The organism is Sapientia aquatica (genome assembly GCF_004358105.1).
In the GTDB taxonomy this organism is placed as follows: Bacteria; Pseudomonadota; Gammaproteobacteria; order Burkholderiales; family Burkholderiaceae_D; genus Solimicrobium; species Solimicrobium aquaticum.
The window spans coordinates 56,909-79,534 of record NZ_SMYL01000001.1 but is presented as its reverse complement, the minus strand read 5'-3'; the positions used below and the strand labels follow the sequence as shown (position 1 = coordinate 79,534).

General features: G+C 46.0%; 26 protein-coding genes. 7 read left to right on the top strand and 19 right to left on the bottom strand.

Annotated elements, in window-relative coordinates; all coding sequences use genetic code 11:
* Positions 1-83: 83 nt before the first annotated feature.
* Positions 84-683, top strand: a complete 600-nt coding sequence (locus E2I14_RS00400; protein ID WP_133324341.1) for a hypothetical protein — start codon at positions 84-86, stop codon at positions 681-683.
* Between the two features lie 32 nt (positions 684-715).
* Here the strand turns inward: E2I14_RS00400 and E2I14_RS00395 are convergent, their stop codons facing one another.
* The gene (locus E2I14_RS00395; RefSeq protein ID WP_133324339.1) at positions 716-1,504 is read right to left on the bottom strand and encodes a DNA adenine methylase; all 789 of its coding nucleotides are present in this window, start codon (positions 1,502-1,504) and stop codon (positions 716-718) included.
* Positions 1,505-1,736: 232 nt separating this feature from the next.
* On the opposite strand from E2I14_RS00395, the gene E2I14_RS00390 reads away from it, so the two are divergent.
* Positions 1,737-2,075, top strand: coding sequence for a type II toxin-antitoxin system RelE/ParE family toxin (locus tag E2I14_RS00390; RefSeq protein ID WP_133324337.1), 339 nt, complete (start codon positions 1,737-1,739; stop codon positions 2,073-2,075).
* Positions 2,072-2,353 (top strand): helix-turn-helix domain-containing protein, encoded by a 282-nt coding sequence (locus E2I14_RS00385; protein WP_133324335.1) that lies wholly within the window; start codon positions 2,072-2,074, stop codon positions 2,351-2,353. The genes E2I14_RS00390 and E2I14_RS00385 overlap by 4 nt, the downstream gene beginning before the upstream one ends.
* Positions 2,354-2,402: 49 nt before the next feature.
* Here E2I14_RS00385 and E2I14_RS00380 read toward each other — a convergent pair whose 3' ends face one another.
* The 18 genes from E2I14_RS00380 to recA all read right to left on the bottom strand — a co-directional run bounded on the left by E2I14_RS00380 (position 2,403) and on the right by recA (position 17,991).
* Positions 2,403-2,891 (bottom strand): hypothetical protein, encoded by a 489-nt coding sequence (locus tag E2I14_RS00380; RefSeq protein WP_133324333.1) that lies wholly within the window; start codon positions 2,889-2,891, stop codon positions 2,403-2,405.
* Complete coding sequence (locus tag E2I14_RS00375; protein ID WP_133324331.1) at positions 2,888-3,385, bottom strand: glycoside hydrolase family 24 protein; 498 nt, start codon at positions 3,383-3,385, stop codon at positions 2,888-2,890. The genes E2I14_RS00380 and E2I14_RS00375 overlap by 4 nt, the downstream gene beginning before the upstream one ends.
* A 1-nt stretch (position 3,386) precedes the next feature.
* Positions 3,387-3,650: a hypothetical protein gene (locus tag E2I14_RS00370; RefSeq protein ID WP_133324329.1), complete on the bottom strand. Its 264-nt coding sequence runs from the start codon at positions 3,648-3,650 to the stop codon at positions 3,387-3,389.
* Entirely contained in the window at positions 3,634-3,981 is a 348-nt protein-coding gene (locus E2I14_RS00365; protein ID WP_165967706.1) for a holin, read from the bottom strand. The genes E2I14_RS00370 and E2I14_RS00365 overlap by 17 nt, the downstream gene beginning before the upstream one ends.
* A gap of 11 nt (positions 3,982-3,992) precedes the next feature.
* Positions 3,993-4,352: a hypothetical protein gene (locus E2I14_RS00360; protein ID WP_133324327.1), complete on the bottom strand. Its 360-nt coding sequence runs from the start codon at positions 4,350-4,352 to the stop codon at positions 3,993-3,995.
* Between the two features lie 71 nt (positions 4,353-4,423).
* A complete protein-coding gene (locus E2I14_RS00355; RefSeq protein ID WP_133324325.1) occupies positions 4,424-5,020 on the bottom strand; it encodes a DUF4376 domain-containing protein in 597 nt (198 codons plus the stop codon).
* Between the two features lie 88 nt (positions 5,021-5,108).
* Positions 5,109-6,923 (bottom strand): PglL family O-oligosaccharyltransferase, encoded by a 1,815-nt coding sequence (locus tag E2I14_RS00350; protein WP_133324323.1) that lies wholly within the window; start codon positions 6,921-6,923, stop codon positions 5,109-5,111.
* Positions 6,924-7,026: 103 nt separating this feature from the next.
* Positions 7,027-8,748, bottom strand: a complete 1,722-nt coding sequence (locus tag E2I14_RS00345; protein WP_133324321.1) for a PglL family O-oligosaccharyltransferase — start codon at positions 8,746-8,748, stop codon at positions 7,027-7,029.
* Positions 8,749-8,814: 66 nt separating this feature from the next.
* The gene (tfpZ, locus tag E2I14_RS00340) at positions 8,815-9,540 is read right to left on the bottom strand and encodes a TfpX/TfpZ family type IV pilin accessory protein (protein ID WP_133324319.1); all 726 of its coding nucleotides are present in this window, start codon (positions 9,538-9,540) and stop codon (positions 8,815-8,817) included.
* Positions 9,541-9,629: 89 nt separating this feature from the next.
* Complete coding sequence (locus E2I14_RS00335; protein WP_133324317.1) at positions 9,630-10,091, bottom strand: pilin; 462 nt, start codon at positions 10,089-10,091, stop codon at positions 9,630-9,632.
* A gap of 213 nt (positions 10,092-10,304) precedes the next feature.
* A complete protein-coding gene (locus tag E2I14_RS00330) occupies positions 10,305-10,748 on the bottom strand; it encodes a pilin (protein WP_133324315.1) in 444 nt (147 codons plus the stop codon).
* 205 nt (positions 10,749-10,953) lie between these two features.
* On the bottom strand, positions 10,954-11,577 hold the full coding sequence (locus E2I14_RS00325; protein ID WP_133324313.1) for an FHA domain-containing protein: 624 nt from the start codon (positions 11,575-11,577) through the stop codon (positions 10,954-10,956).
* Positions 11,578-11,899: 322 nt separating this feature from the next.
* Positions 11,900-12,661 (bottom strand): Stp1/IreP family PP2C-type Ser/Thr phosphatase, encoded by a 762-nt coding sequence (locus E2I14_RS00320; RefSeq protein WP_133324311.1) that lies wholly within the window; start codon positions 12,659-12,661, stop codon positions 11,900-11,902.
* A 495-nt stretch (positions 12,662-13,156) separates the two neighbouring features.
* On the bottom strand, positions 13,157-14,038 hold the full coding sequence (sucD, locus tag E2I14_RS00315; RefSeq protein WP_133324309.1) for a succinate--CoA ligase subunit alpha: 882 nt from the start codon (positions 14,036-14,038) through the stop codon (positions 13,157-13,159).
* A 12-nt stretch (positions 14,039-14,050) separates the two neighbouring features.
* Positions 14,051-15,229, bottom strand: coding sequence for an ADP-forming succinate--CoA ligase subunit beta (gene sucC, locus E2I14_RS00310; RefSeq protein WP_133324307.1), 1,179 nt, complete (start codon positions 15,227-15,229; stop codon positions 14,051-14,053).
* Positions 15,230-15,297: 68 nt separating this feature from the next.
* Positions 15,298-15,888, bottom strand: coding sequence for a DUF2889 domain-containing protein (locus E2I14_RS00305; RefSeq protein ID WP_133324305.1), 591 nt, complete (start codon positions 15,886-15,888; stop codon positions 15,298-15,300).
* 467 nt (positions 15,889-16,355) lie between these two features.
* On the bottom strand, positions 16,356-16,877 hold the full coding sequence (recX, locus tag E2I14_RS00300) for a recombination regulator RecX (RefSeq protein ID WP_133324303.1): 522 nt from the start codon (positions 16,875-16,877) through the stop codon (positions 16,356-16,358).
* On the bottom strand, positions 16,840-17,991 hold the full coding sequence (gene recA, locus E2I14_RS00295) for a recombinase RecA (RefSeq protein WP_133324301.1): 1,152 nt from the start codon (positions 17,989-17,991) through the stop codon (positions 16,840-16,842). The genes recX and recA overlap by 38 nt, the downstream gene beginning before the upstream one ends.
* A 235-nt stretch (positions 17,992-18,226) precedes the next feature.
* Between recA and E2I14_RS00290 the strand changes: the two genes are divergently transcribed.
* The 4 genes from E2I14_RS00290 to E2I14_RS00275 are packed head-to-tail and all read left to right on the top strand — an operon-like array spanning position 18,227 to position 22,625.
* Positions 18,227-18,910 carry a response regulator transcription factor gene (locus tag E2I14_RS00290; protein ID WP_133324299.1) on the top strand — a complete coding sequence of 228 codons (684 nt, stop codon included), beginning with the start codon at positions 18,227-18,229 and terminating at the stop codon, positions 18,908-18,910.
* Entirely contained in the window at positions 18,891-20,369 is a 1,479-nt protein-coding gene (locus E2I14_RS00285; RefSeq protein WP_133324297.1) for a sensor histidine kinase, read from the top strand. Before E2I14_RS00290 ends, E2I14_RS00285 begins: the two co-directional genes overlap by 20 nt.
* Positions 20,353-20,589, top strand: a complete 237-nt coding sequence (locus E2I14_RS00280; protein ID WP_133324295.1) for a DUF4212 domain-containing protein — start codon at positions 20,353-20,355, stop codon at positions 20,587-20,589. The genes E2I14_RS00285 and E2I14_RS00280 overlap by 17 nt, the downstream gene beginning before the upstream one ends.
* The gene (locus tag E2I14_RS00275) at positions 20,586-22,625 is read left to right on the top strand and encodes a sodium:solute symporter family protein (RefSeq protein ID WP_133324293.1); all 2,040 of its coding nucleotides are present in this window, start codon (positions 20,586-20,588) and stop codon (positions 22,623-22,625) included. The genes E2I14_RS00280 and E2I14_RS00275 overlap by 4 nt, the downstream gene beginning before the upstream one ends.
* Position 22,626 lies beyond the last annotated feature (1 nt).

The window sequence follows — 22,626 nt, the reverse complement described above, 5'->3', positions numbered from 1 at the left end:
ATCGACTAACAATTCAAATAGTCGCTGCATTCGAATAACGGCTTTCACTACGCCATTAATAAAAATAATCAGAGCGGGCAACGATGTTAAAAAAACTATGGGGCGTTACTGAAGCTATATTTGGGCTTACCGTCGCAGTGCTAGCACTGACTTTATCGGTCTATCTATTTAAGTTCGCCAACCTCTATTTAAAGGCAACGACCTCTGAATTAACCGCTTATGCAACGACACTAATTGGATTATCAGCTTTGATAACTACTTTGTGGCAGGTGCTTATAACTCGGGAACACAATCGGAACTCGATACGGCCTTGTATTGAATATTATTGCAACAGAGATCAACACAGCCCAGTTGCATTATCGATCATGAACAATGGCCACGGCGCGGCAATTATAGAGAGTATGGAATTTAAATACAGTGGAGTAAGCTACCCCTTTACAAGCAAGTCCGTTAGAGATTTGATTGACGAAGATTCAGCGATATTCGGCACAAAAATAAGTGCGACAGTTATACACAAGGGCACAGCATTTCCAGTTGGACAAAAGATCGATTTACTTATATTTTCCAACTCGATAGATTCACCATCAAACCACAATGCTGCAGTAAACATCCTCAACAACATCCAATTAACCATTCGATATAAGTCGCTGTACAACGAAAATTTCAGTTCCAACCTCACCTGAAACACTCCTCGGAAAATAGGGGCTGAATATTTTTAAAACAACCCCACCGGCTCCACCGACCGATCCCAGCTGTAAATAATCACCTCCGTGCGATCAACCGACTTTGCACCGCCGCCAACACAGTATTTAATTGGCACAGCATCCATCTCAAATCCAGCAAAAATCCGCCGAATTTCTGGATGGTCGTTCAGGCTAACGATTGCTTTGCCTTTGATTACTTTCATCAAAGTGGCCATCTTTTCGTATTGCTCAATGCCGAAGTCGACACCGTAGCCCGCCGTCTCTAAATAAGGCGGGTCCAAGTAAAAAAAAGTGTGTTCGCGGTCGTATTTGGTCATGCATTTGTGCCAGTCTAGATTTTCGATATAGGCCTGCGACAAGCGCAAATGCGCGGCTGATAGGCTCTCTTCTATCCGCAGCAAATTGACTGGCGGGGCTGTCGTGGCTGTTCCCCAATTTTGACCATCTACCTTGCCACCAAACGCATTGTGCTGCAGGTAGTAAAAACGGGCGGCGCGCTGGATGTCGGTTAATGTTTCTGGTGGCGTATCTTGCAGCCACTTAAACAGGTCGCGGCTGGCCAGTGCCCATTTGAATTGACGGACGAATTCTTCTAGGTGGTTTTTAACAACGCGATAAAGATTCACCAGCTCGCCGTTGATATCGTTAATAACTTCGACCTCAGCCGGTGGCCGTAAAAAGTAAAGTGCAGCTCCACCGGCGAATACTTCTACATAGCAAGAATGTGCTGGAAAATTTGGGATAAGTTGATCAGCCAAGCGACGTTTGCCGCCCAGCCAAGGGATGATAGGTAATGCCATAAAGTAAACTCTTTTATTGTGTTTTATGCTATTCTCCGCCCGCCTCGCGAGGTGGCAGAGCCTTTGCTCGGTTTACTGGTTACCGCAGTGAATTGAGGTCAGGTTGATTGTTGCTGCAATCAATCTGTCGCTCTGTCTTTTTTGCTGATTACAGCGCTATTTGGTTATTCACCGTCGCCTCCATTTTTCAATCACCCTTGACTTGACATACAAAATTTTGTATATTGATTCCATGAGCAAACCAAAACCAGTTGAATTCCGTGGCAGCGCGCTGGAAGATTTACGTACTTTTCCTCTTGTGGCACGACGCGAAGCTGGATTCCAGCTTGACCAAGTACAGCAAGGCGGTGAGCCTGACGACTGGAAGCCGATGCCGACAATAGGCAAAGGCGTACGCGAGATTCGGATCAGGGATGAGGCTGGTGCATTTAGGGTTATCTATGTGGCCAAGTTTGCCGATGCTATTTATGTGCTGCACTGTTTTCAAAAAAAGACCGAAAAAACCAGCAAAGCCGATATAGAGCTTGCTGAAACGCGTTATCGGGAGTTAGTCAGGGAGATCAAATCATGAGCAAAAACCAATTTACCAGCGTGTGGGACGCTATTGAAGACACACCGGAAGAAGCGCAGAACATGAAGCTGCGCTCTTCCTTAATGCGTGAGTTAAAAAATTACATTACCCACGCTAATCTAAGCCAATCAGACGCCGCCAAATTATTTGGCGTAACTCAGCCGCGTATTTCGGATTTAATGCGCGGCAAGATTAATTTGTTTGCCATTGATGCCTTGGTGACTATGGCGGCTAATGCTGGCATGTACATTGAAATGCGGATATTGGAAGCAGCGTAATTCATCGAATCCAATTCAACCGGCTTAAATCTAGCCGGATAAATTTTATTTACTCCGCCAGCCCATTCGCGCGGATAAAGGCCTGAGCCGCCCTGCCCGTTGCGGTGGCTTTTTCAGTCTCCAGAATCAATTGCTTAACAGCTCTATCCACTTCTTCTGAAAGTAACCGGCTTCCGGTATCGGCTCCATCGCTGCTGACGGTGCTTTCGGTGTTGGCTTGTCGGGCCGGATCAAGACAGAACTTGGTGCTGATACGCAGCCGCTCAGAACGAGCGAGAGCGCTGCTAATTGTATTAATTTCTTCATCGTGAACTTTCTGTATGGTTTGATTTGTAATCGCTTGTGCGGCCTTTAAATCGGCTATTTCGGCATAGCGCTGATCGATCTGTTGTTGATCATTGAACGCTTGTTGTTGCTTGGCAAAATCCCAGCGTTCCTGGACAACATTGCGCCCGTGGAACTCAAAGAAAACACAGAGCGCCATCACTCCAAGGAAAAAGTAAATGGAGACTGGAATCGCTTTTAAGACAGTCATCATCGAGCGCCCTCCAGTTGTCCACCATTATCCAAATACACTCGACGCAATCGAGCAAGCGACTGCTCTGGTTGACCATAGCCAGCGCCGGGCAAACTAGCCCACAAATTTCGACAGCGCGCTACTGCTTGGTCAAACTGACCCGCATCGATGAGCGGCAGCGCGCCACGTTCTTTGATCAGTTGAATTGCCCATTTATCTTGTGACGCTGGGCTAAAGTCGGGCAGATTAAGCAAAGCCTTATAGTGCTGGTAGTCGCGCAACATGAGTTGATAACGACCGCTTGCATTGCTGGTTAGACCGCGACTATTGATCACTTTAGATGGTCTGCCCTTAGCAAATGGGTGCGTGCTGTAATCGGTAAAAATCTCCGGCACGCGGTCAAAGCCGGTCACGATCACATCGTAACCATTATTGCGCGTGGCAGGACTGGTGCACGTTCCTTCGCTTACTGCCAGCATATTTAGAAATGCGCTCAAATTTTTGGATACATTCATACTAATCACTCCCTTTGCAATGAGAATGCCGCCAGCGTAGCCAGAACCAAATTGATAGCAAGGCTTGCACGGCGTTGAGCAGCACTTCCGCATGCTCGGATATTAAAAGCTGCTCCGGCCGACAAATATTGATGAAAGCAGCTATGCCAACTAGACCAAACAAAATCGTGCCTAACATACCGGTCCTAACGCGCTGATCTAAGACGGCCCACAAACATAAAACCAGCATGACACCATTAGAAATTTGATTAATTAAGCTCATCATTTTTGTCTCCCAAATAGCGCCGTTTGAGAGCGCCTAAAATGTCGGCGTGATTAATCTCTTTAAACAGTTCACGACAGGTGACCATCGAGAACAGACCGGCCAGAAATTCCACACCCGCGATAACCCGTTCACCCTCAATAGAAAACCACGTTAATAAAATCGGCGCGACATACACCGCGCACGCCAATCCAGAAAAAAAGCTCGTTAGCTTCTGACCAAAGCTGAGCTCGTCGCCTAAGAATTTAAGAGCGACGATGCTACCCATTGCACCGGGCAACATCGTCCATAAAAGCTTGGCGAGCATGAACAGGTAACCTGTTTCTTCTCGCATAGCTGGACCTGCTATTTTTTTGGTTTTGTGGTGACTTCACCAACCAGTACTCCACCTGCAAACACATTCACTGGCAAAGCAGTGTTCGGCTGAGTTGGATCCACCTCCGGCTCGGGGGCGACAGCGGTTATGGCGTTATATAAAAATTGAGGGATGTTGTCGGCCAAAGTTGGCGCGTCCGAAATACTGACGTTAGTCTCCATAATGTGTAGCCTTCCGCTATCGCACGTATCCTCAGAAACGTAGCCACGCACGATCATCGAAACGTATTTGGAGCGCAGATCAATCGAGAAATATTCGATCCTGTGGAAGTTGGCGATAGAGCCTGTGTTGGGTTCTTCTATTGCTTTATTAATGCCTTTGATTGTCATGGTGAGTTCCTTTATAAAAATGATGGACGAAAAAAAACGCCCGAAGGCGTTTGGTGGATATTGGGCAAATCTCAGTCCCAATGTATTGCTTCAACTTCCGCAATCGTGCTTGCCTGATTTATTTTTTGTCGCAGCAATTGGCTTTTTCGATTTGATTCTGTCACTTGCTGATTAAGTGCTTTTCCAACCTCGATCATACCCGGCGCATCCAACGTGACAGTGCAATTATTGGCCAATATCCAGTCGATCGAAAACGGTGTGCTGGATAGAATGGACTCGATCGCTGATTGCATTGCCAGCGGTATTCGCTCCAAATCAGCTTGGAATATTTGGCCATTGCATAAAAAATTCGCGCATTCAGCTTGTTGGCGATCGGCCTTTATGCGATCCCAGACTTGCTGTTTTGCCGTTTGCAAGTCGCGCATGTCTAGTAGCGTTCGCTCTGGCATCTGCCATTTGAAGTTTTCTGACTCGTTACTCTTAAGCTCAATTTCAGCTTCTGAATAGGGTTGAATTTTCCCATCTAGTACGTAATGTAAATCGGGGTGTCCATTTCCAATCAGGACTGAAATCCCATCTCGCTCGTATCGGGTTAAGTTTTCGTCTAAGCATGTTCCAGATTGAATAATCAATCCAGTTGCAACTTCATAAGTCACGTAGCTAATCATCGTTTTACCTTTATCGCCAACATAGTCATTGTTGCCTGTATGTAGAGATCGAACCGAAGATCCGACGAATTTTTAAAAAAATAATTCTTTAAGGGCTGGTAGGCTCTGATTTTGTCATCGACTTTAGAGTAATAGGACTGATCGAGTCTAGCGCTCTTGGCTGAGGCATACGCGTAAAAATTGCCCCACAGGTATGAGGATTGGTCTGTGCTAAATTTGCCCACTCACTATAGGTTTGCGGGTATAGCTCGTTATGCAACCGATTGATAATTAATATGGTTTTCAAAGCGTTATCAGGTCTATCGTTATTTGCATACGCTATCGCCAAACGACTCAACAAAGGTTGAAAAGTAAAACGTAATGTTACGCGCTCTAAAAAATCTAAATCCGATTGGGCCATGTTTGGGCCAAGATCAATCTTGATGATGTGAAAATAATCATAAAACTGCGAATAGAACGTGAATTCTGGCTTTTCAGTGCTTCCCACTCCATTTTTTTTACCTTCTTGCTGCCACGCCAAGGCGACAAACCCTTTTGCTACGCGATCGTAATCCCACGTCATTGCGCCGGTAGACACCATGCAAGTCACCATAAACGCGATGAAGCAGCCGCGTGCAACGGTGATGTGTTCCCACTTTAATTTATCGACATGAGCAGCTCCGATGATTACGCCAAAAGGCATTAAGACAAATCCGTACCAAAGTGGGAATTCGACCATGCTGTGCACCGTGATCGCAAGGATCATTAAACTAATAAGACGAATCGAGGGATTATTCCAGCGCCGCAAACAGCATCGATAAAACCAATAGCTTGCAGAGCCGAACACGACGATAGTTGCGGGCCAACCAATTTCAGCGCCGAAGTTGAGCACAATATTGTGTGCATAATTGCTGTATTCGGTTGGCTTAAACAGCGACGAAATCAAGGCTTGTGTGGTCCCAAATTGATACCAACCGACGCCGAACCAAGGATGAGCCAAACTCATCGACCACGCTTGATCCCACATTACCAATCGAGCTGCAGTTTGCCCGGCGCGCTCTTGCACTGAGTTAGCCGCAATACCGAACCAATTCAGCACATGCGGTACAACAAATACAAACAGGATGAATACGGCCAACAAGGACGCAAGCAGCCATTTAGAAATTCTTGGCGCATTAATCGCTGGCTTGCAGCTAATCAAAACATAACAAGGCAAAATTATCCAGGCAATTCTCGATTGGGTTAGCGCTAACCCTAACAACAAAAAGACGATCGAAAAAAAGCCAATCCAAGTGCGAATTTGTCGTTCAGCATAAAGATACCAAACTGACGCAACAGAAAAACAAAACAGCAGAGCCAGCATATTAGGCTGTGCAAGATTTCCGTAGGGACGTGGGCTATCTGACCACGATAATGGGACCACAAATGGCATCCAATTGAGCTTCAATATTTGAACAAATTGAATAAAAACGGATACCAAACCAATCACTAAAAACGTATTGGCACAAGTGAGCATTAGCTTTCTTAATCCATTTTCCTGCATCGCCAAGGTCGCGCCATAAATCATCGCTATAGCAAAACACGCCAAGATGACGATGGGGAAAAACATATCGATTGGATAAAGAATCAGTCCAGCTAACAATTGCACAACAATAACGATAATCAAACCCAGCGGAAGTAACACGGCATGCGGAATTCTGACGACTAATCTAGGAGCCGCGGCCCAGTAGCTCATGCTCATCAACACTGCCAAGACGCCTAATACTTCATGGTAATAAGTACGATATGGGTGAATATGGATGGGAATGGTAAAACTGAGAAATAAAAAAATCGCAAAAATAGCCAAGGCGATGTTGGTTTGATGCTTAGTCAACATAAAAAATAAATCCAATAATAAAAAAACGCCGAGACGGCGTTTTCTCATGAATTGTCATAAAAAGGAAGCGATACCCAAACAACTCGGCATATTTCGAGCAAAAAAGCATAGCACTCTGGCGCAGCCAAGTCAGACAAATTTTAACTACCAATTAAGGCTGCTTGCTCTTTTCAGGCAATGGCAAACTGACGAAAATTTGGCCAAACAACGCCGGGTTTTGTTTAGCATAACTGCCCCATAACGCATACGTATTTGGGTAATAATTAATATTCAAACGCTGCGAGGAAATGAGTACCTGAACCGCCTCTGCCGGACGTTGGTTTAGCGCATATGCCAAAGCAAGCCGCTCCAAAACAGGGGGAAATCCAAAATTCAATGACATCTTCTCTAAAAACTCAATATCACTGGCGGGCATGCCCGAATAAATCGCTATTTTATTTATTCGAAAATAATCAAAGAACTGCGGAAATAAAGTCCATTCCGGTTTGTTGGTGCCGCCGTCATCAGCTTGATGCAGAACTTGCTGGCGATAAGCCGACTGAAAGCCATCCGTGACCCGTTGATAATCCCAACAAGCTACAACAATGGCAACGACCGCACCGAAGGCGACGATACCCATCCAAGCACGAGCCAAACTTAAGGTCGCTATCCCTAATTGCTTACCGTGCACAGCACCGACCATAACGCCAAAGGGAATCAAAATAAAAGCATTCCACAATGGGAACTCAACCATGCTATGCACAACAATGGCAATTAAGATCAAACCGATATAACAAATCTGAATGTCATTCCAATGTTTAATACAGCTAACATAGAACCAATACGCGCTACTAACTAAGATAATTATCGTAGCAGGCCAACCCAATTCAGCGACGAAATTGAGCACAATATTGTGCGCATAGTCCGCTACCTCAGTCGGAGGAAACAAAGACGCCAACATCACTTGATTTGCACTAAATTGTAACCACCCGATCCCAAACCAAGGATGCATTTGGCTCATCTTCCAAGCTTGCTGCCATAGAGTCAAACGCACAGAAGTATGCGCCGCCCGCTCATTAACCGACTCAACAACAGAGCCACAGAGACTGAAAAAACTTGGGGTCGCCAGCACCATCAGTGCAAACAGCAACAGCAGTCCCAAAAGCACTTTGCGGTGAACGCTAACGTTACCTACTTGTGGCTGAAAACACGAGATCAGAACAAATAATGGCAAAATAACCCAAGCCACTCGGGATTGAGTGAGAGCGATCCCCCATAAAATACCGACAGTAATTCCGATTGCGGGCCATTTCCTTAATTCCCCATTTGTGTACAACCACCAAACTGACGCCAACGCAAAACAATCGATTAGCGCCAATATATTCGGCTGGCCGAAATTTCCGTAAGGTCGAATAGAAATTACGCGTTTAATCGGCATCACAAACGGCATTAAATCGGCCGTAGATAACTGAAGGTGTTGAAATACCAGAGAAACAAGTCCGGTTAGCACAAACAACCAAGAAAAGCCGAGGCACAACTTTCTTAATCCATCCGAATTAGCCGCTATGGTCGCACCAAATATCATCGCCATGCCGAAACATAGAAATTCGACAATCGGGAAAAAACCATCCATCGGTAAAATCAAAAAACCATTTATTACTTGCAGCCCGACAATTACTGCCAGCCCAATCGGCAGCAACACAGACGAGGGAACGGACAATTCAATACGGCTGACGTTACAGAAAGCACCTATTCCAACAAATAGCGCCAACCCTGCTCCTACATCATGATAAAAATTGCGATAAGGATGGATATGGAATGGATGAATAAACGAGCAGAACAAGATGAATGCAAACAGTCCCACCACGATATTGAGTTGTTTATTATTAAGCATTAGTGGTAACTAAGGAATTGAAAATGGTTAATGGTAAATTAGCTTGAAAATACCGGCAGATAAATCTTATTTGATTATTTCAATTACCTCACCGTTGCCAGCCTTGACCACAACAAATAACTGCCCTGCTTTAAAAACTAAAGGCACAAAAGCAACGGCGCTCGTTGGATGCGCGAGTTCATAATTCTTCAGACGCAATCGGGTTTCTGAAGTAATTGTTTTAAATTGCTGACTAGTCTTGGCCACAGCCCGAACTTGAGGTTGAACTTGCGCGAAAGGAACAAAATATTGCGGCAGATTTTGCAATCCCATACCGGCTAAGCTGCTGAAGACCAAATCATTTTTAATTTTCTGATCGTCGGGTTCTATCGTGCCAACAAACTCAGGCCCCGTAATGGGCAACTGTCTAAATAAGGCATTTTTTGCCCTGTTTTGGTCGACTGAATCAATTTCATTCGCTCGAACCATGTAGAACTGATCTCCAACCAAAGCGAAGTACACCGGACGTACACTAAAGATCGACCAAAAACCATAGACTAAAAAACACAGTTGACAAAATAAAACGATAAACATGTCTTGGCGAAGTTTTTTCTTCTTTGTGTCAAAAATGATTAAGGTAATTAACGGCCCCAAAATAACATCAACACAAATCAGCAAACGCAATAGCTCCGCACCTGCCGCAGCTGAAAACAGTTGGCCCGGGTACCAAACTTGGCGCACCAATAAGAAAAAAACTCCAATAACACATGCACTTCCAAAAAGATGAATGGCAGAGGCTTTGAATCGGTTCATTTGCTTACAAACAATAATTAAGGAAAATAAATTTTATCAAAAAAAAAGCACGGTAAAAACCGTGCTTTTTGGCTATCGGCTAAATTAAATTAGCAGATATTTTGTGTTACGCAGGTTGCTGAAGAAGTCTTTGCCCAAGTGACCAAAGTCGATGCACCTAACGCATTGGTTGTTGGAGTCAAAATTAAAGTTTGACCATTTAAGCCGCTACCGACGATTGCTGTAGCAGTGATAACACCTGCGTCAGAAGTAAGCAAAGATGCCAAGTTACCAGATGCACCAGGTGGAGCAGGAACTTCGCCTGTTGCATTACTATTGCCGCACTTGGTGATTGGAGCGCCAGCAGCTGCAGTCAATGTGATGTTATTTTGCACGCACAATTCAACAGCTAATTTCCAAGGAGCAGTTGCACCAGTGATTTCAGAAAATTTTGCTTTAGTTGTGTATGTTTGATATTGAGGAACAGCGATCGCTGCCAAAATACCGATAATCGCGATAACGATCATCAATTCGATTAAAGTAAAACCTTTTTGAGTAGTTTGCAATTTCATTTAATATCTCCAGTGAAGTAGAACGATTTCTACATGAATTGATAGAAGCAATTCGTGTGCCAGCCTAATTTACTGATCTACGACAATAAAATTAGATCAATCTTTAGTGCCAGCAAATGTTACGTTTAAATTTTGTTAGTAACTGACATTTCGTGTCACTAACCCCAATACCACATACGACTATTTGTTACCTGTTGCTAAAACTGACAAAAATCAACACAAATTATTACTAACACATGTACTGCTACTTAATTTCGTCCAAGTAATCAAGGTAGGACTTCCAGCAGCATTCAATGCTGGTGACAAAATATAGGTAGCAGAAATTCCAATTGCTGACGCTGCATTACTCGTTGCAGTGATTAATCCAGCATCTGTTACGGTAACGGATGAAACTTGCCCTGATGATGTCGCATTTGTTGGCACGCCATTATTACCCGACCCACATCCAGTAATAGCACCACCCATAGTCAAACCTTGTTGCGTCGCGCACACTTCAACGCCATTTTTATAGGGCGTTGTAGCAGTTATCACCTCAGCGAACCTCGATTTCTTCGTATAGCTCGTGTACTGCGGAATCGCAATTGCCGCCAATATCCCGATAATCGCAATAACAATCATTAATTCAATCAAGGTAAAACCTTTTTGTACTTTATTCATAGCACTTTCCTTCAGGTATTACGTGGAGTTACAAGTTCACAGCAATAAATATGCCATCAAGAATTAACGAGCAGTAGAGGAATTAAAAATGGTTGTGGGGGAAGGTAGCTAATAAAGTACTTCGCTCACTATAAACGAGCGAAGTAATTCAAGAGAGGCAAGAGAAAACAGCATTTAATTTGGCCTTTAAAATTCGCCGGTTAAATCAAGAATAACTAAACATCAACCGAGTACCGGACAAATCAATCACATCGCCCTGTTTGAGTTCCAGCGCATTTTTACCAATCGCCCGTTCGTTGACCAACGCTGATTTTTCGCCTTCCACGTGACGGATTAAATATTGGTTTTGTATTCGTGAAATCGTTGCGACTTGTACACCGGGGGTGCCCAAAGTTGTCAGCTCTTTACTTAATACCAATTGTTTACCAGCATTGCTGCCGTTGAGTACTTTTATCAAGGCATGCTTCACTTCTGCAGGTGCTTGGGGCTCATTAGATTTTACTTTTCCGCCCTGTCCGGCCGTTTGATTTAAGGTATCGGTTTCGAATTTTAATTGGTATTTTGCCAAAGTAATGATGTCGCCATTCTGTAAAAAATGACGTTTAATCGGTTGCCCATTGACCTGCGTGCCGTTTGTGCTGTTGCGGTCTTCTAGGAAAGAATCATTGCTGTTGCCCGTGCCGGTTGAAATGACCGCATGTTCTCCACTGATGGCGAGGTGATTGAGTACGACGTCGTTAGTTGGACGCCGACCGATGGTGATTCGAGGCTTATTGATGGGTATTTCTTGCAGGATTGCGCCTTCTAAGGTCACGCTCAGTTTTGCCATTAATCAACTCCTGATGAGGTTTGAATCGCGCTGCGCGCAATCCGACTTCTAAATAATTAATAAAATAGTATTTTTTGTTGTTTAAATTAACAACCTACTACTTTTGTAGCATTTTTAGTGCCAGCTACTTTGCAGTTCGACACATGTACTTCAACTACAGATTAATATTTATCTCATGACAAGAATTCTGGCTCGACTTTGCCGACATTGGCGAATTCAACATCGCAGTCAGAAGGCGGCTGACTGCACCGCTCAATCTCCTCGATGTTGATGCGCATCGTTGATGTCAACATCGCGCCGCGAACAGTCGCACCTAACGCAATTAGGTCTTAAATAGAATGACCGAAATATTGTCGCGACCGCCATGGAGGTTGGCTAAATCAACTAATTCACGCGACATATCGGTTAATGAAAGTTCGGGCTTAACTAATATTTCGGCAATTTCATGCGGCAATAACATGTCGGACAGACCGTCCGAACAGAGCAAATACAAATCTTGAGGTTCTGTCTTGTGGGCGTGCACTTCCACTTCCATCAAATCCATGACACCGACGGCGCGCGTCACCAAGTTCTTAATGTCAGAGGTATGGGCGGATTCTTCGGTAATTAATCCGGCGTCGATTTGCTCTTGCACGACGGAATGATCGTGCGTTATTTGGGTTAATTCACCGTTGCGCAAGCGGTACGCGCGCGAGTCGCCTACATGTGCAACGATTAAATTATCTTTGGCACTTAAGGTACTGACTAAAGTTGTGCCCATGCCGAAATACTGCGGGTCATCCGCTGCAGCTTGCAAGATCGCAATATTGGCTAATTCCACCGCATCGACCATCATATTTTTTAGATCATCCACTTGATACGGTAACAAATAGGCGCGTAAGCGATGCAGTTTGTCGTGAATGAAATTACTAATGACGTTGATACACATCATGCTGGCAATCTCACCAGCGTTGTAGCCGCCCATGCCATCGGCCAAAATGGTCAATCCCAGTTCTGGTACGACCGAAATAGCATCTTCGTTATGCGCGCGTTTTAACCCAACATCGGTGATGGCGGCATAGTCTATGCTGGGATTTTGTTGCATGTACGAACGCTCTCGAATAGTGCTGGTAATTGTTAAATGAGTATTTGCCTAGTCACTATAGCAAATACAGAAACAATCCGATGCTTAAAAGGTTTATTAAAAGTAACAACTATGTAAAAACTATTGCCATGCAACTATTGATTTTGAGAATTTTACACCGCAGAAGCTACTCATATGGTTATCAGACGGACACTAAAATGATGATTATTTCCGGAATGAATTCATTTTATTGGGCAATGCACTGCCAATTCGAAATCTGTAATGAAAAAGGAAGTGTGTGATCTGTTCTGAATCATCAAAACCGATCGAAACACTTCCTTTTTACTGCCTAATACAACGCAAATCGAAATTACGGTTGATTTGTGCTTATCGTTGGTAACGAGCCGCAGAATCTTCGAGCGGCGCTTGTTGGTAAGTTAGGGCACCCAGAAAGAGCGCCCCGACCGCATTACGCAACCGCCATAATCTTGCGTAAATTCACATTGAATTAAACGATTACAGCATTGCTTTCAACAAACGCGCCATTTCTGACGGGTTTTTAGTTGATTTGATGCCACATTCTTCCATGATGTCCAACTTAGCTTGTGCTGTGTCGGCACCACCAGAAATCAATGCGCCAGCGTGACCCATGCGTTTGCCTGGAGGAGCGGTAACACCAGCGATAAAGCAAACGACTGGTTTTTTCATGTTATCGCGAATCCAATACGCCGCATTGGCTTCATCTGGACCACCGATTTCACCAATCATGATGACTGCATCGGTATCAGGATCGTCATTAAACGCTTTCATGATATCGATGTGTTTCAAGCCATTGATTGGATCGCCGCCGATACCAACCGCGGACGATTGACCTAAACCCAAGGCTGTCAATTGACCAACCGCTTCGTATGTCAATGTACCAGAGCGGGAAACCACGCCGATACGACCTTTGCGGTGGATATGACCAGGCATGATACCGATTTTGATTTCATCAGGAGTGATCAAACCTGGGCAGTTTGGTCCTAACAATTTAGTTTTGCTGCCAGCTTTAGCCATGCGGTCTTTCAACATCATCATGTCACGAACTGGGATACCTTCAGTGATACAGATCGCCAAATCCAAATCGGCTTCAACTGCTTCCCAAATTGCCGCTGCTGCGCCTGCTGGTGGAACGTAGATCACAGAAACGGTGGCGCCAGTTGCTGCTTTGGCTTCGCCCACGTTAGCGTAGATTGGAATGCCTTCGAAGTCTTCGCCTGCTTTTTTCGGATTTACGCCGGCAACGAAACAGTTTTTACCGTTAGCGTAATCGCGGCACATGCGGGTGTGGAATTGGCCAGTTTTACCAGTAATACCTTGGGTAATTACTTTGGTGTCTTTATTGATTAAGATTGACATGTTGTTTCCTTATTATTTTTTAGCAGCAAATTCGGCCGCAGCAGCCACTACTTTCTGAGCGGCTTCTTCCATGGTGTCTGCGGAGATAATAGGCAAACCAGAGTCAGCCAACATTTTTTTACCGATTTCTTCGTTAGTACCCTTCATGCGTACAACCAGTGGCACTTTTAAGGATACGGCTTTGGATGCGGTGATCACGCCTTCGGCGATCACGTCGCAACGCATAATGCCGCCGAAAATGTTGACCAAGATCGCTTTCAAGCCTGGGTTTTTCAACATGATCTTGAATGCTTCGGTTACTTTTTCTGCTGTCGCACCGCCGCCCACGTCCAAGAAGTTGGCTGGCTCGCCGCCGAACAATTTGATCGTGTCCATCGTTGCCATGGCCAAACCTGCGCCATTGACTAAACAACCGATATTGCCGTCTAAGGAAATGTAGGCCAAGTCAAATTTAGACGCTTCGATTTCAGCTGGATCTTCTTCATCCAAGTCGCGATAAGCCACGATTTCTGGTTGACGGAACAGCGCGTTGGAGTCGAAGTTGAACTTAGCATCCAAAGCGATGATTTTGCCTGAGCCAGTCACGATCAATGGGTTGATCTCAGCCAATGATGCGTCGGTTTCCATAAAGGCTTTGTACAAACCTTTTAATTGCACGCGTGCGTCTTCGATGGAGCCTTCTGGCACACCGATTTTGCGTGAGATATCGTCGGCTTCAGCATCTTGCAAACCTGCCGTTGGATCGATTGCGATGTGATGAATTTTTTCTGGATGGGAAGCGGCAACTTCTTCAATATCCATACCGCCTTCGCTCGAAGCCATTAATACTACACGTTGGCTAATACGATCGGTCACCATACTGACGTACAGTTCTTTTTTGATATCTGCGCCTTCTTCAACCAATAAACGGCGAACTTTTTGACCTTCAGGGCCAGTTTGGTGCGTGACCAACTGCATGCCCATGATCGCGTCTGCGTATTCTTTAACTTGTTCCAGCGTCTTAGCTACTTTCACGCCGCCGCCTTTACCGCGACCGCCAGCATGAATCTGTGCCTTAACAACCCAAACTGGGCCGCCTAAGGTTTCAGCCGCCTTAACAGCCTCTTCAACTGACATACATGGAATGCCGCGTGGCACGGTGACTCCGAATTTACGGAGAATTTCTTTTCCCTGATACTCATGGATTTTCATGCGATTTCCCTTCGAACGCTTTTGGAGATAAATTAAACTAAAAGTAACCCTTGTGATTCTTTTACTCTTTATATCGCGCTAGCAGGTTTGTACCAGCGCGGATAATAAGTTGCTACTGCACCGCCATCAAGCTTTAGAGCGTGGCAGCGGTCTAACTGAAATGGTTGCTTGGTTTGTTGTTGCATTGCCGCATCGGGCTTGCTGCCTGTGGCGACATCATTAATCTTCAACACATCGCCAGCAAAAGCCTGCAAGGCCGCCGTTGGCAGAATTTGAACTAATTCAGTTATGTGCGTGCAACCGCGATTGCCGCCCAAACGCACTTGAACCTCATGCCGAAATTGCTTTAACAAATTGAGTCCGACTAACTTAGTGTAGTCGGGCGTGATCGCATTGCAATAGCCGGGATAAGGATGTCTGCTCGAGACAGCTTGTGCGTCCACAATGTCAAAATCTGTATTAATACTGATGCGCAAACCCAAATCGTGAATCGGCTCACCAGCAGGGCGAACGCCACTGGCTAATTGAGTCGGATTGGTTTTGGTATCGGAGATTCTGGCGTCAATATCCCATAAGTTATCTTCTCGAGCGTAGGCTTCGATGGAAATAACACGACTGTGTTTTAACACACGGCGGGATGTTGATGGAGGAAAAAACATGGAGTGGGGCTGGGCGATTTTCTTTTATGTCAACAACTGCCGATTACCGGCAAGCTTGCAAACAAAGTTCCATTAAAGTTCAAAAAGCCACATTACGCGTCGTTGGCGCAGTTTCTACGCTAACAGCCGCTCTTGCGGCACTGCAAAATAATTCCAGAAGTTTAGCACAGGTGGGTGGGTGACACCAATTTTCTGTCAGTACTTGGGCTAGTAATTAGCCTTTTCCGATCACCAAACTGGTGGGTTTTGTTGGTTTCAAAGCAGAATGAATATTGAAAATATTAACAATAATTAACGCCGAGTTAACACATTGCCTTTAATTGCTGCTTATTTAAATACGAATCGGAAGTGATGACCATTGGGCCAGTAGACAGAGTCGACATCAACTGGATAAATACTTACCGAGATAAACACCCACCTGGCATGCCCCACTAGGTGCGTCGAAGCAATAATGCCCTAAGTAGGAATTAAGAATCGAACTGATCAACATCGTCAACAATGCCGCGCAAGGCGATTTTGATGGCATTGGAAGAGAATCCGCGCTGGGCCAAAAACCGAAATTGTTTGGCGCGCTGTTCACGGGAAGATTGAATTGAATCAGGATCTGAGGAATCGGAGTCGGATGAATTAGCCAGAGCCAAATGTCCAAACTTTTTCTGCCATGCAGCGCAAGCACGAGCGACTTCGGTTTCAGCCAATTCCGCTTTACTTTGCGCCATTAACTCTGGATCTAAGTTATGTGTTTGCAGCTCAGCCAAAATACGGCTATTGCCGTAACTCTCGGAGCGGCGTCTGACTAATGCTTCAGAAAACCGCTCGGAGGATAAAAACTTCGCCTTTTCTAAAAAATCCAACAAGGCTTCAACATCGTCACCCTCCTCCGCGTAACGCGCTAACTTACGCCCAAGCTCAAGTCGGCTATGTTCACGCAGAGAAAGGTAATTCAGCGCCCTATTCTTTAGCGTTAGCTTTTGCTGCTTTGGACGCATTAACTGGACTTTCTTCGGAATCAGCATCGGCTGCTTTGGCGGCTTCGGCTAATTTAGCGGCAGCGGCTTTGGTCAATTTAGGTTCAACGATGGCAGGCAAAACTGGGACGCCTAAATGTTGACGCACTTTGTTTTCGATTTCGCGGGCTAAGGCTGGGCGTTCTTTTAAGAAGTTACGCGCATTGTCTTTACCTTGACCGATGCGTTCGCCGTTGTAGCTGTACCAAGCGCCGGCTTTTTCAACGATTTTGGCATCTGAACCTAAATCCAAGATCTCGCCTTCGCGCGAAGTACCTTCGCCGTACATGATGTCAAAATGCGCTTCTTTGAACGGAGGCGCGACTTTGTTCTTAACCACTTTAACTTTGGTTTCGTTACCGATCACTTCTTCACCTGACTTGATACCGCCGGTGCGGCGAATATCTAAACGCACGGAAGCATAAAATTTGAGCGCATTACCGCCGGTTGTCGTTTCTGGGTTCCCAAACATGACGCCGATTTTCATACGAATTTGATTAATGAAAATGACCAAGGTATTCGTGCGGTTAATGCTACCAGTGAGCTTACGCAACGCTTGGGACATTAAACGGGCTTGCAAACCTGGTAAGGATGCGCCCATGTCGCCTTCGATTTCAGCCTTGGGCGTCAACGCAGCAACGGAGTCGATCACGACCAAATCAATACTGCCAGAACGCACTAGCGCGTCGGTAATTTCTAAGGCTTGTTCGCCAGTGTCTGGCTGAGAAATCAGCAAGTCAGACAAATTGACATCGAGCTTTTGTGCATAGCCAACATCCAGCGCGTGTTCGGCATCGATAAAGGCACAGGTTCCACCGAGCTTTTGCATCTCGGCGATCACTTGCAATGCCAAGGTCGTTTTACCGGACGATTCTGGTCCGTAGATTTCAATCACGCGGCCGCGTGGTAAGCCGCCAACACCTAGAGCGATATCCAAACCGAGAGAACCTGTTGACACAACAGAAACTTCCTCAACGACTTCGCCATCCGCCATACGCATGACGGAACCCTTGCCGAATTGTTTTTCGATTTGTGCTAACGCAGCTGCCAAAGCCTTGGCTTTTTCTGCCGTTGGGAGTGTTTTTTTATCGTCCATGGTATCTTTCAGCGAGTAAATTAAGGGGCGTTACTAAGGTCGTTCTTGAGCTTGCTTTTAAGGTTGTTCAACAGCAATTTGCCGGTTTTGGCGTATTCTACTGTAATTTTTTAGTACTGTATAAAAAAACAGTTAAAAAGTCAAAAAATTTCAAAACTGTTGCTGATGTGCCGAAAACGACCTAGACTGTAAAATCTTTTCAACCGCACAACTTTTCCCTTAGGGCAATAAAATCATGCGTATTTTATTAGCTGAAGACGACAGCGTTTTAGCCGACGGTCTGACTCGCTCTTTGCGGCAATCTGGCTATGTGACCGATTGCGTTAATAATGGCATGGCCGCGGACACCGCGTTATCGACGCAAGATTTTGATTTGCTGATTTTGGACTTAGGCTTGCCGAAAATGTCCGGCTTGGATGTCTTAAAGCGCCTGCGCGCGCGCAATTCGCATTTGCCGGTTCTGATACTGACGGCAGCCGATTCCATTGAACAACGCGTGCGCGGCTTGGATTTAGGCGCTGACGATTACATGGCCAAGCCTTTTTCACTGTATGAACTAGAAGCCCGGGTGCGGGCTTTAACTCGGCGCGGCGCGGGTGGCGGACCGACCATGATTAGCCACGGACCGCTTAACTTTGATCAAATTGGTCGCATCGCTTATATCAATGACCAAGTAATCGATTTATCGGCCCGCGAAGTGGGCTTGCTAGAAGTGTTATTGCAGCGCACTGGTCGGTTGGTATCCAAAGATCAATTGGTCGATCATCTGTGCGAATGGGGCGAAGAAGTTAGCAATAACGCGATTGAAGTCTATGTGCATCGCCTGCGTAAAAAAATTGAAGTCGGTGGCATCCGCATTGCTACCGTGCGTGGCTTGGGTTATTGCCTAGAAAAATTCAATGCGCCTAACTCCCTCTAAGGCGGCGTCTAAACCGCTCTCCACGCAACCGGAAGAAGACCGCAAGCGTTCGCTGTTTGGCGAGATTTTAGATTGGATTTTGGCGCCGTTATTGTTGCTCTGGCCGATGAGTATTGCGATTACTTATTTGGTCGCCAAGTCGATTGCTAATCACCCGTTTGATCGCGCGTTGGACGATAAAATTTTGGTCTTGTCGCAGCAAATTAAGCAAGTCGATGGCAAGCTGGTTTCGCAATTATCTCCCTCTGAAAAACGGATTTTGCGCGCGGATGCGCAGGATTCGATTTATTTCCAACTCAGCGATGCCCAGCACACACTGATCGATGGCGATGCGGATTTTCCCGCCACTGCTCTTGCCGCCAAATCGAACGACAAACTCAGCGACGTGCAATTTCGCTACACGGCCTTACACGGTGCAGAAATCAGAATCGCAGCGCGTTATGTAAGCATTAAAACCAGTCCAACTGCGCCGGGGCAAACGATCTTAATTCAAGTTGGCGAAACCTTAGAGAAGCGCTCGCAACTTGCCAACGAAATTATTAAAGGCGTGATTTTCCCGCAGTTTATTATTTTGCCGATTGGCTTAACCCTCATCTGGCTGGCGCTCACACGCGGCTTGGCGCCATTGCTTGAATTACAGCAGCGCATTCGTGCGCGCAAATCGGATGATTTGAGTCCGATTATTTCAGGACAAATTCCCGAAGAAATTTTGCCCTTGGTGGATTCCTTTAATGAAATGCTAGATCGGCTTTCGCTCTCAATCAGCATTCAAAAGCGCTTTATCGCCGACGCGGCACACCAAATGAAAACACCGCTGGCCGGAATGCGCATGCAGTCCGAATTGGCGCTGCGGCATTCGGATCAAGAAGAAATCCATCGCTCGCTAATTCAGCTCGCCAAAAGCTCGGAATCCGCCACCCATTTGGTCAATCAATTGTTGTCCTTAGCGCGCGCAGAAAATCTCAATACGACGCAATTACGCAAGATGGATTTAAGCGAGTTAGCGCGCCAAGTTGCATCCGACTGGGTACCAAAGGCGCTCAATGCGCGGATTGATTTGGGATTAGAAGTTCCCGATCAACCGGTGTATATGCTGGGAAATAGTTTGATGCTGCGCGAGTTGATCAATAATTTAATCGACAATGCGCTGCATTACACCCAAGCCGATAAAAGTGTCACGCTGCGCATTAAACAAGTCGATCAACATGCCGTCTTAGAAGTGGAAGATCAAGGAATCGGCATCAATCCGGCCGAGGTTCCGCACATCTTTGAGCGCTTCTACCGGATCTTGAATAATCATGTTGAAGGCAGTGGCTTAGGCTTGGCGATTGTGCGTGAGATCGCGCAACAACATGGCGCCGATATCGCCGTTGAGCAAGCGAATCCAGGTACATTATTCCGCATCAGCTTCCCCGATTCTCCGCCAGAAAACGTGGAGGACGATGATGCAGCCAACTAATCCAATTTGGCGTAAGACACGCCTGTTTACCCTGTTCCTATGTTTACTTTGGGGCATTCCTACCTTTAGCGTGATTTACTTCGCGCGCGAATTGAATCAGTGGACTGTTTTAGGTTGGCCGATCTCTTTCTATATGGCGGCACAAGGTTTAACGCTGTTGTACGTCCTCATCGTAGCGCTCTACGCTTGGCGCATGAATCGCTTAGAGAAAAATAAATGATCAAACAGCGACAGTTCGAGCAGCGTCTGCGCCGCTACTACATTTGGTACACGCTATGTTTTATCGCGTTTTTAGCGTTATTGGCGTTGCTAGAAAATGCAGGCGTGCCGCGTGCTTGGATTGGTTACTTGTTCATCTTTTCTACCATCATGGTGTATGCCGGTATCGGCATTATTTCGCGCACCGCTGATATTTCGGAGTACTACGTCGCTGGTCGGCGCGTTCCCGCGATGTTTAACGGCATGGCGACCGCAGCCGATTGGATTTCGGCGGCTAGTTTTATTAGTTTGGCAGGTGGTTTGTATTTAGAAGGCTTTGAAGGGTTGGCTTACATCATCGGCTGGACGGGCGGATTTTGTTTGGTGGGAATTTTAATTGCGCCGTATTTGCGTAAGTTTGGGCAATACAGCATTGCTGATTTTTTAGGCACGCGATTTCATAATGCACGCTTCCCAAATGCAGTGCGAATTTTGGCGGTGATTGCGACGATTCTGATTTCATTTGTGTATGTCGTGGCACAAATCTACGGCGTTGGATTAATCGCTTCGCGCTTTACTGGTGTGGATTTCTCCATTGGGATTTTTTTAGGTTTAGCCAGTATTTTGGTCTGCTCTTTTTTAGGCGGGATGCGCGCTATTACCTGGACGCAGGTGGCGCAATATATTGTGATTTTGTTTGCCTACATGATTCCGGTGGTGTGGTTATCGGTCAAACATACTGGCAACCCTTTTCCGCCCGGCGCTTATGGACAAACCTTGTCGGTCTTGAGCGCGCAAGAAAAGAAAATCAACAACGACCCCAAAGAATTAGAAGTCCGCACAATTTATAAAGAGCGCGCTGCGACGCTCGAAAAGCAAATCAGTCAATTGCCAAATTCATGGGCGCAAGGTCGAGAACAACTTCAATCCAAACTCACTCAGCAACTCAATAGCAATGCGTCGTTAATGGAAGTCCGTGCCGCGCAGCAAGCCTTGGATCAATTTCCCAAATTGCCGGAAGATGCGCGGCAAAAATGGACAGAGGCGCGCAACAATAATCTGGCACATTCCCTGCCCGTCAAAGCGCATACCGAACCGTTTCAGGGTAAGACGGCGGACGAATCGAACATCAAACGCAATAATTTTTTGGCCTTGGTATTTTGCTTAATGCTCGGCACGGCTGCGCTACCACATGTGCTCATCCGCTATTACACGACACCGTCGGTGGCCGAAGCGCGCACTTCGGTATTTTGGTCGTTGTTTTTTATCATGCTGATTTACATCACGATCCCTGCGCTGGCGGTGCTGGTCAAGGTGGATATTTATACCTCCTTGGTAGGCAGCGAATTTGCCAAATTACCTGAGTGGGTTTCCTATTGGGCCAGCATCGATAAGGTGACGCCCTTGGTTTCGATTAATGATCTCAATCAAGACGGGATTGTGCAGTTGTCGGAAATCGTGATTGATGGCGATATTGTGGTGCTGGCCACGCCAGAAATTGCGGGATTACCATATGTAATTTCTGGCCTCATCGCGGCTGGTGGTTTGGCGGCAGCGCTGTCCACCGCCGACGGCTTATTGCTCGCAATTTCCAATTCGTTATCGCACGATATTTATTACAAAATTCTCGCCCCACACTCCACGACGCGCCAACGTGTGACTAGCTCTAAATTAGTTTTGTTGGTGGTGGCGCTCGTTGCCGCTTACGTGGCGTCGCTCAAGCCAGCGGGCATTTTATCGATCGTGGTGTCAGCGTTTTCATTGGCTTGCTCTAGCTTATTTCCCGCCTTGGTTTTAGGCGTATTTTGGAAGCGGGGAAATGTACAAGGCGCAATCGCGGGAATGTTGGCGGGCTTTGGCGTGTGTTCGCTGTATATGCTGCAAACCCTGCCTTGGCTGGGCGGGAACGAAAACCATTTGTGGTTTCATATCGCACCGATCTCAGCCGGTGTATTTGGGGTTCCGGCTGGCTTGATTGTGATGATGATTGTGAGTTTGCTGACCGAGAAACCGAATCAAGCTAGCGCAGAACTGGTTGACCATATCCGCGGTGCTTAAA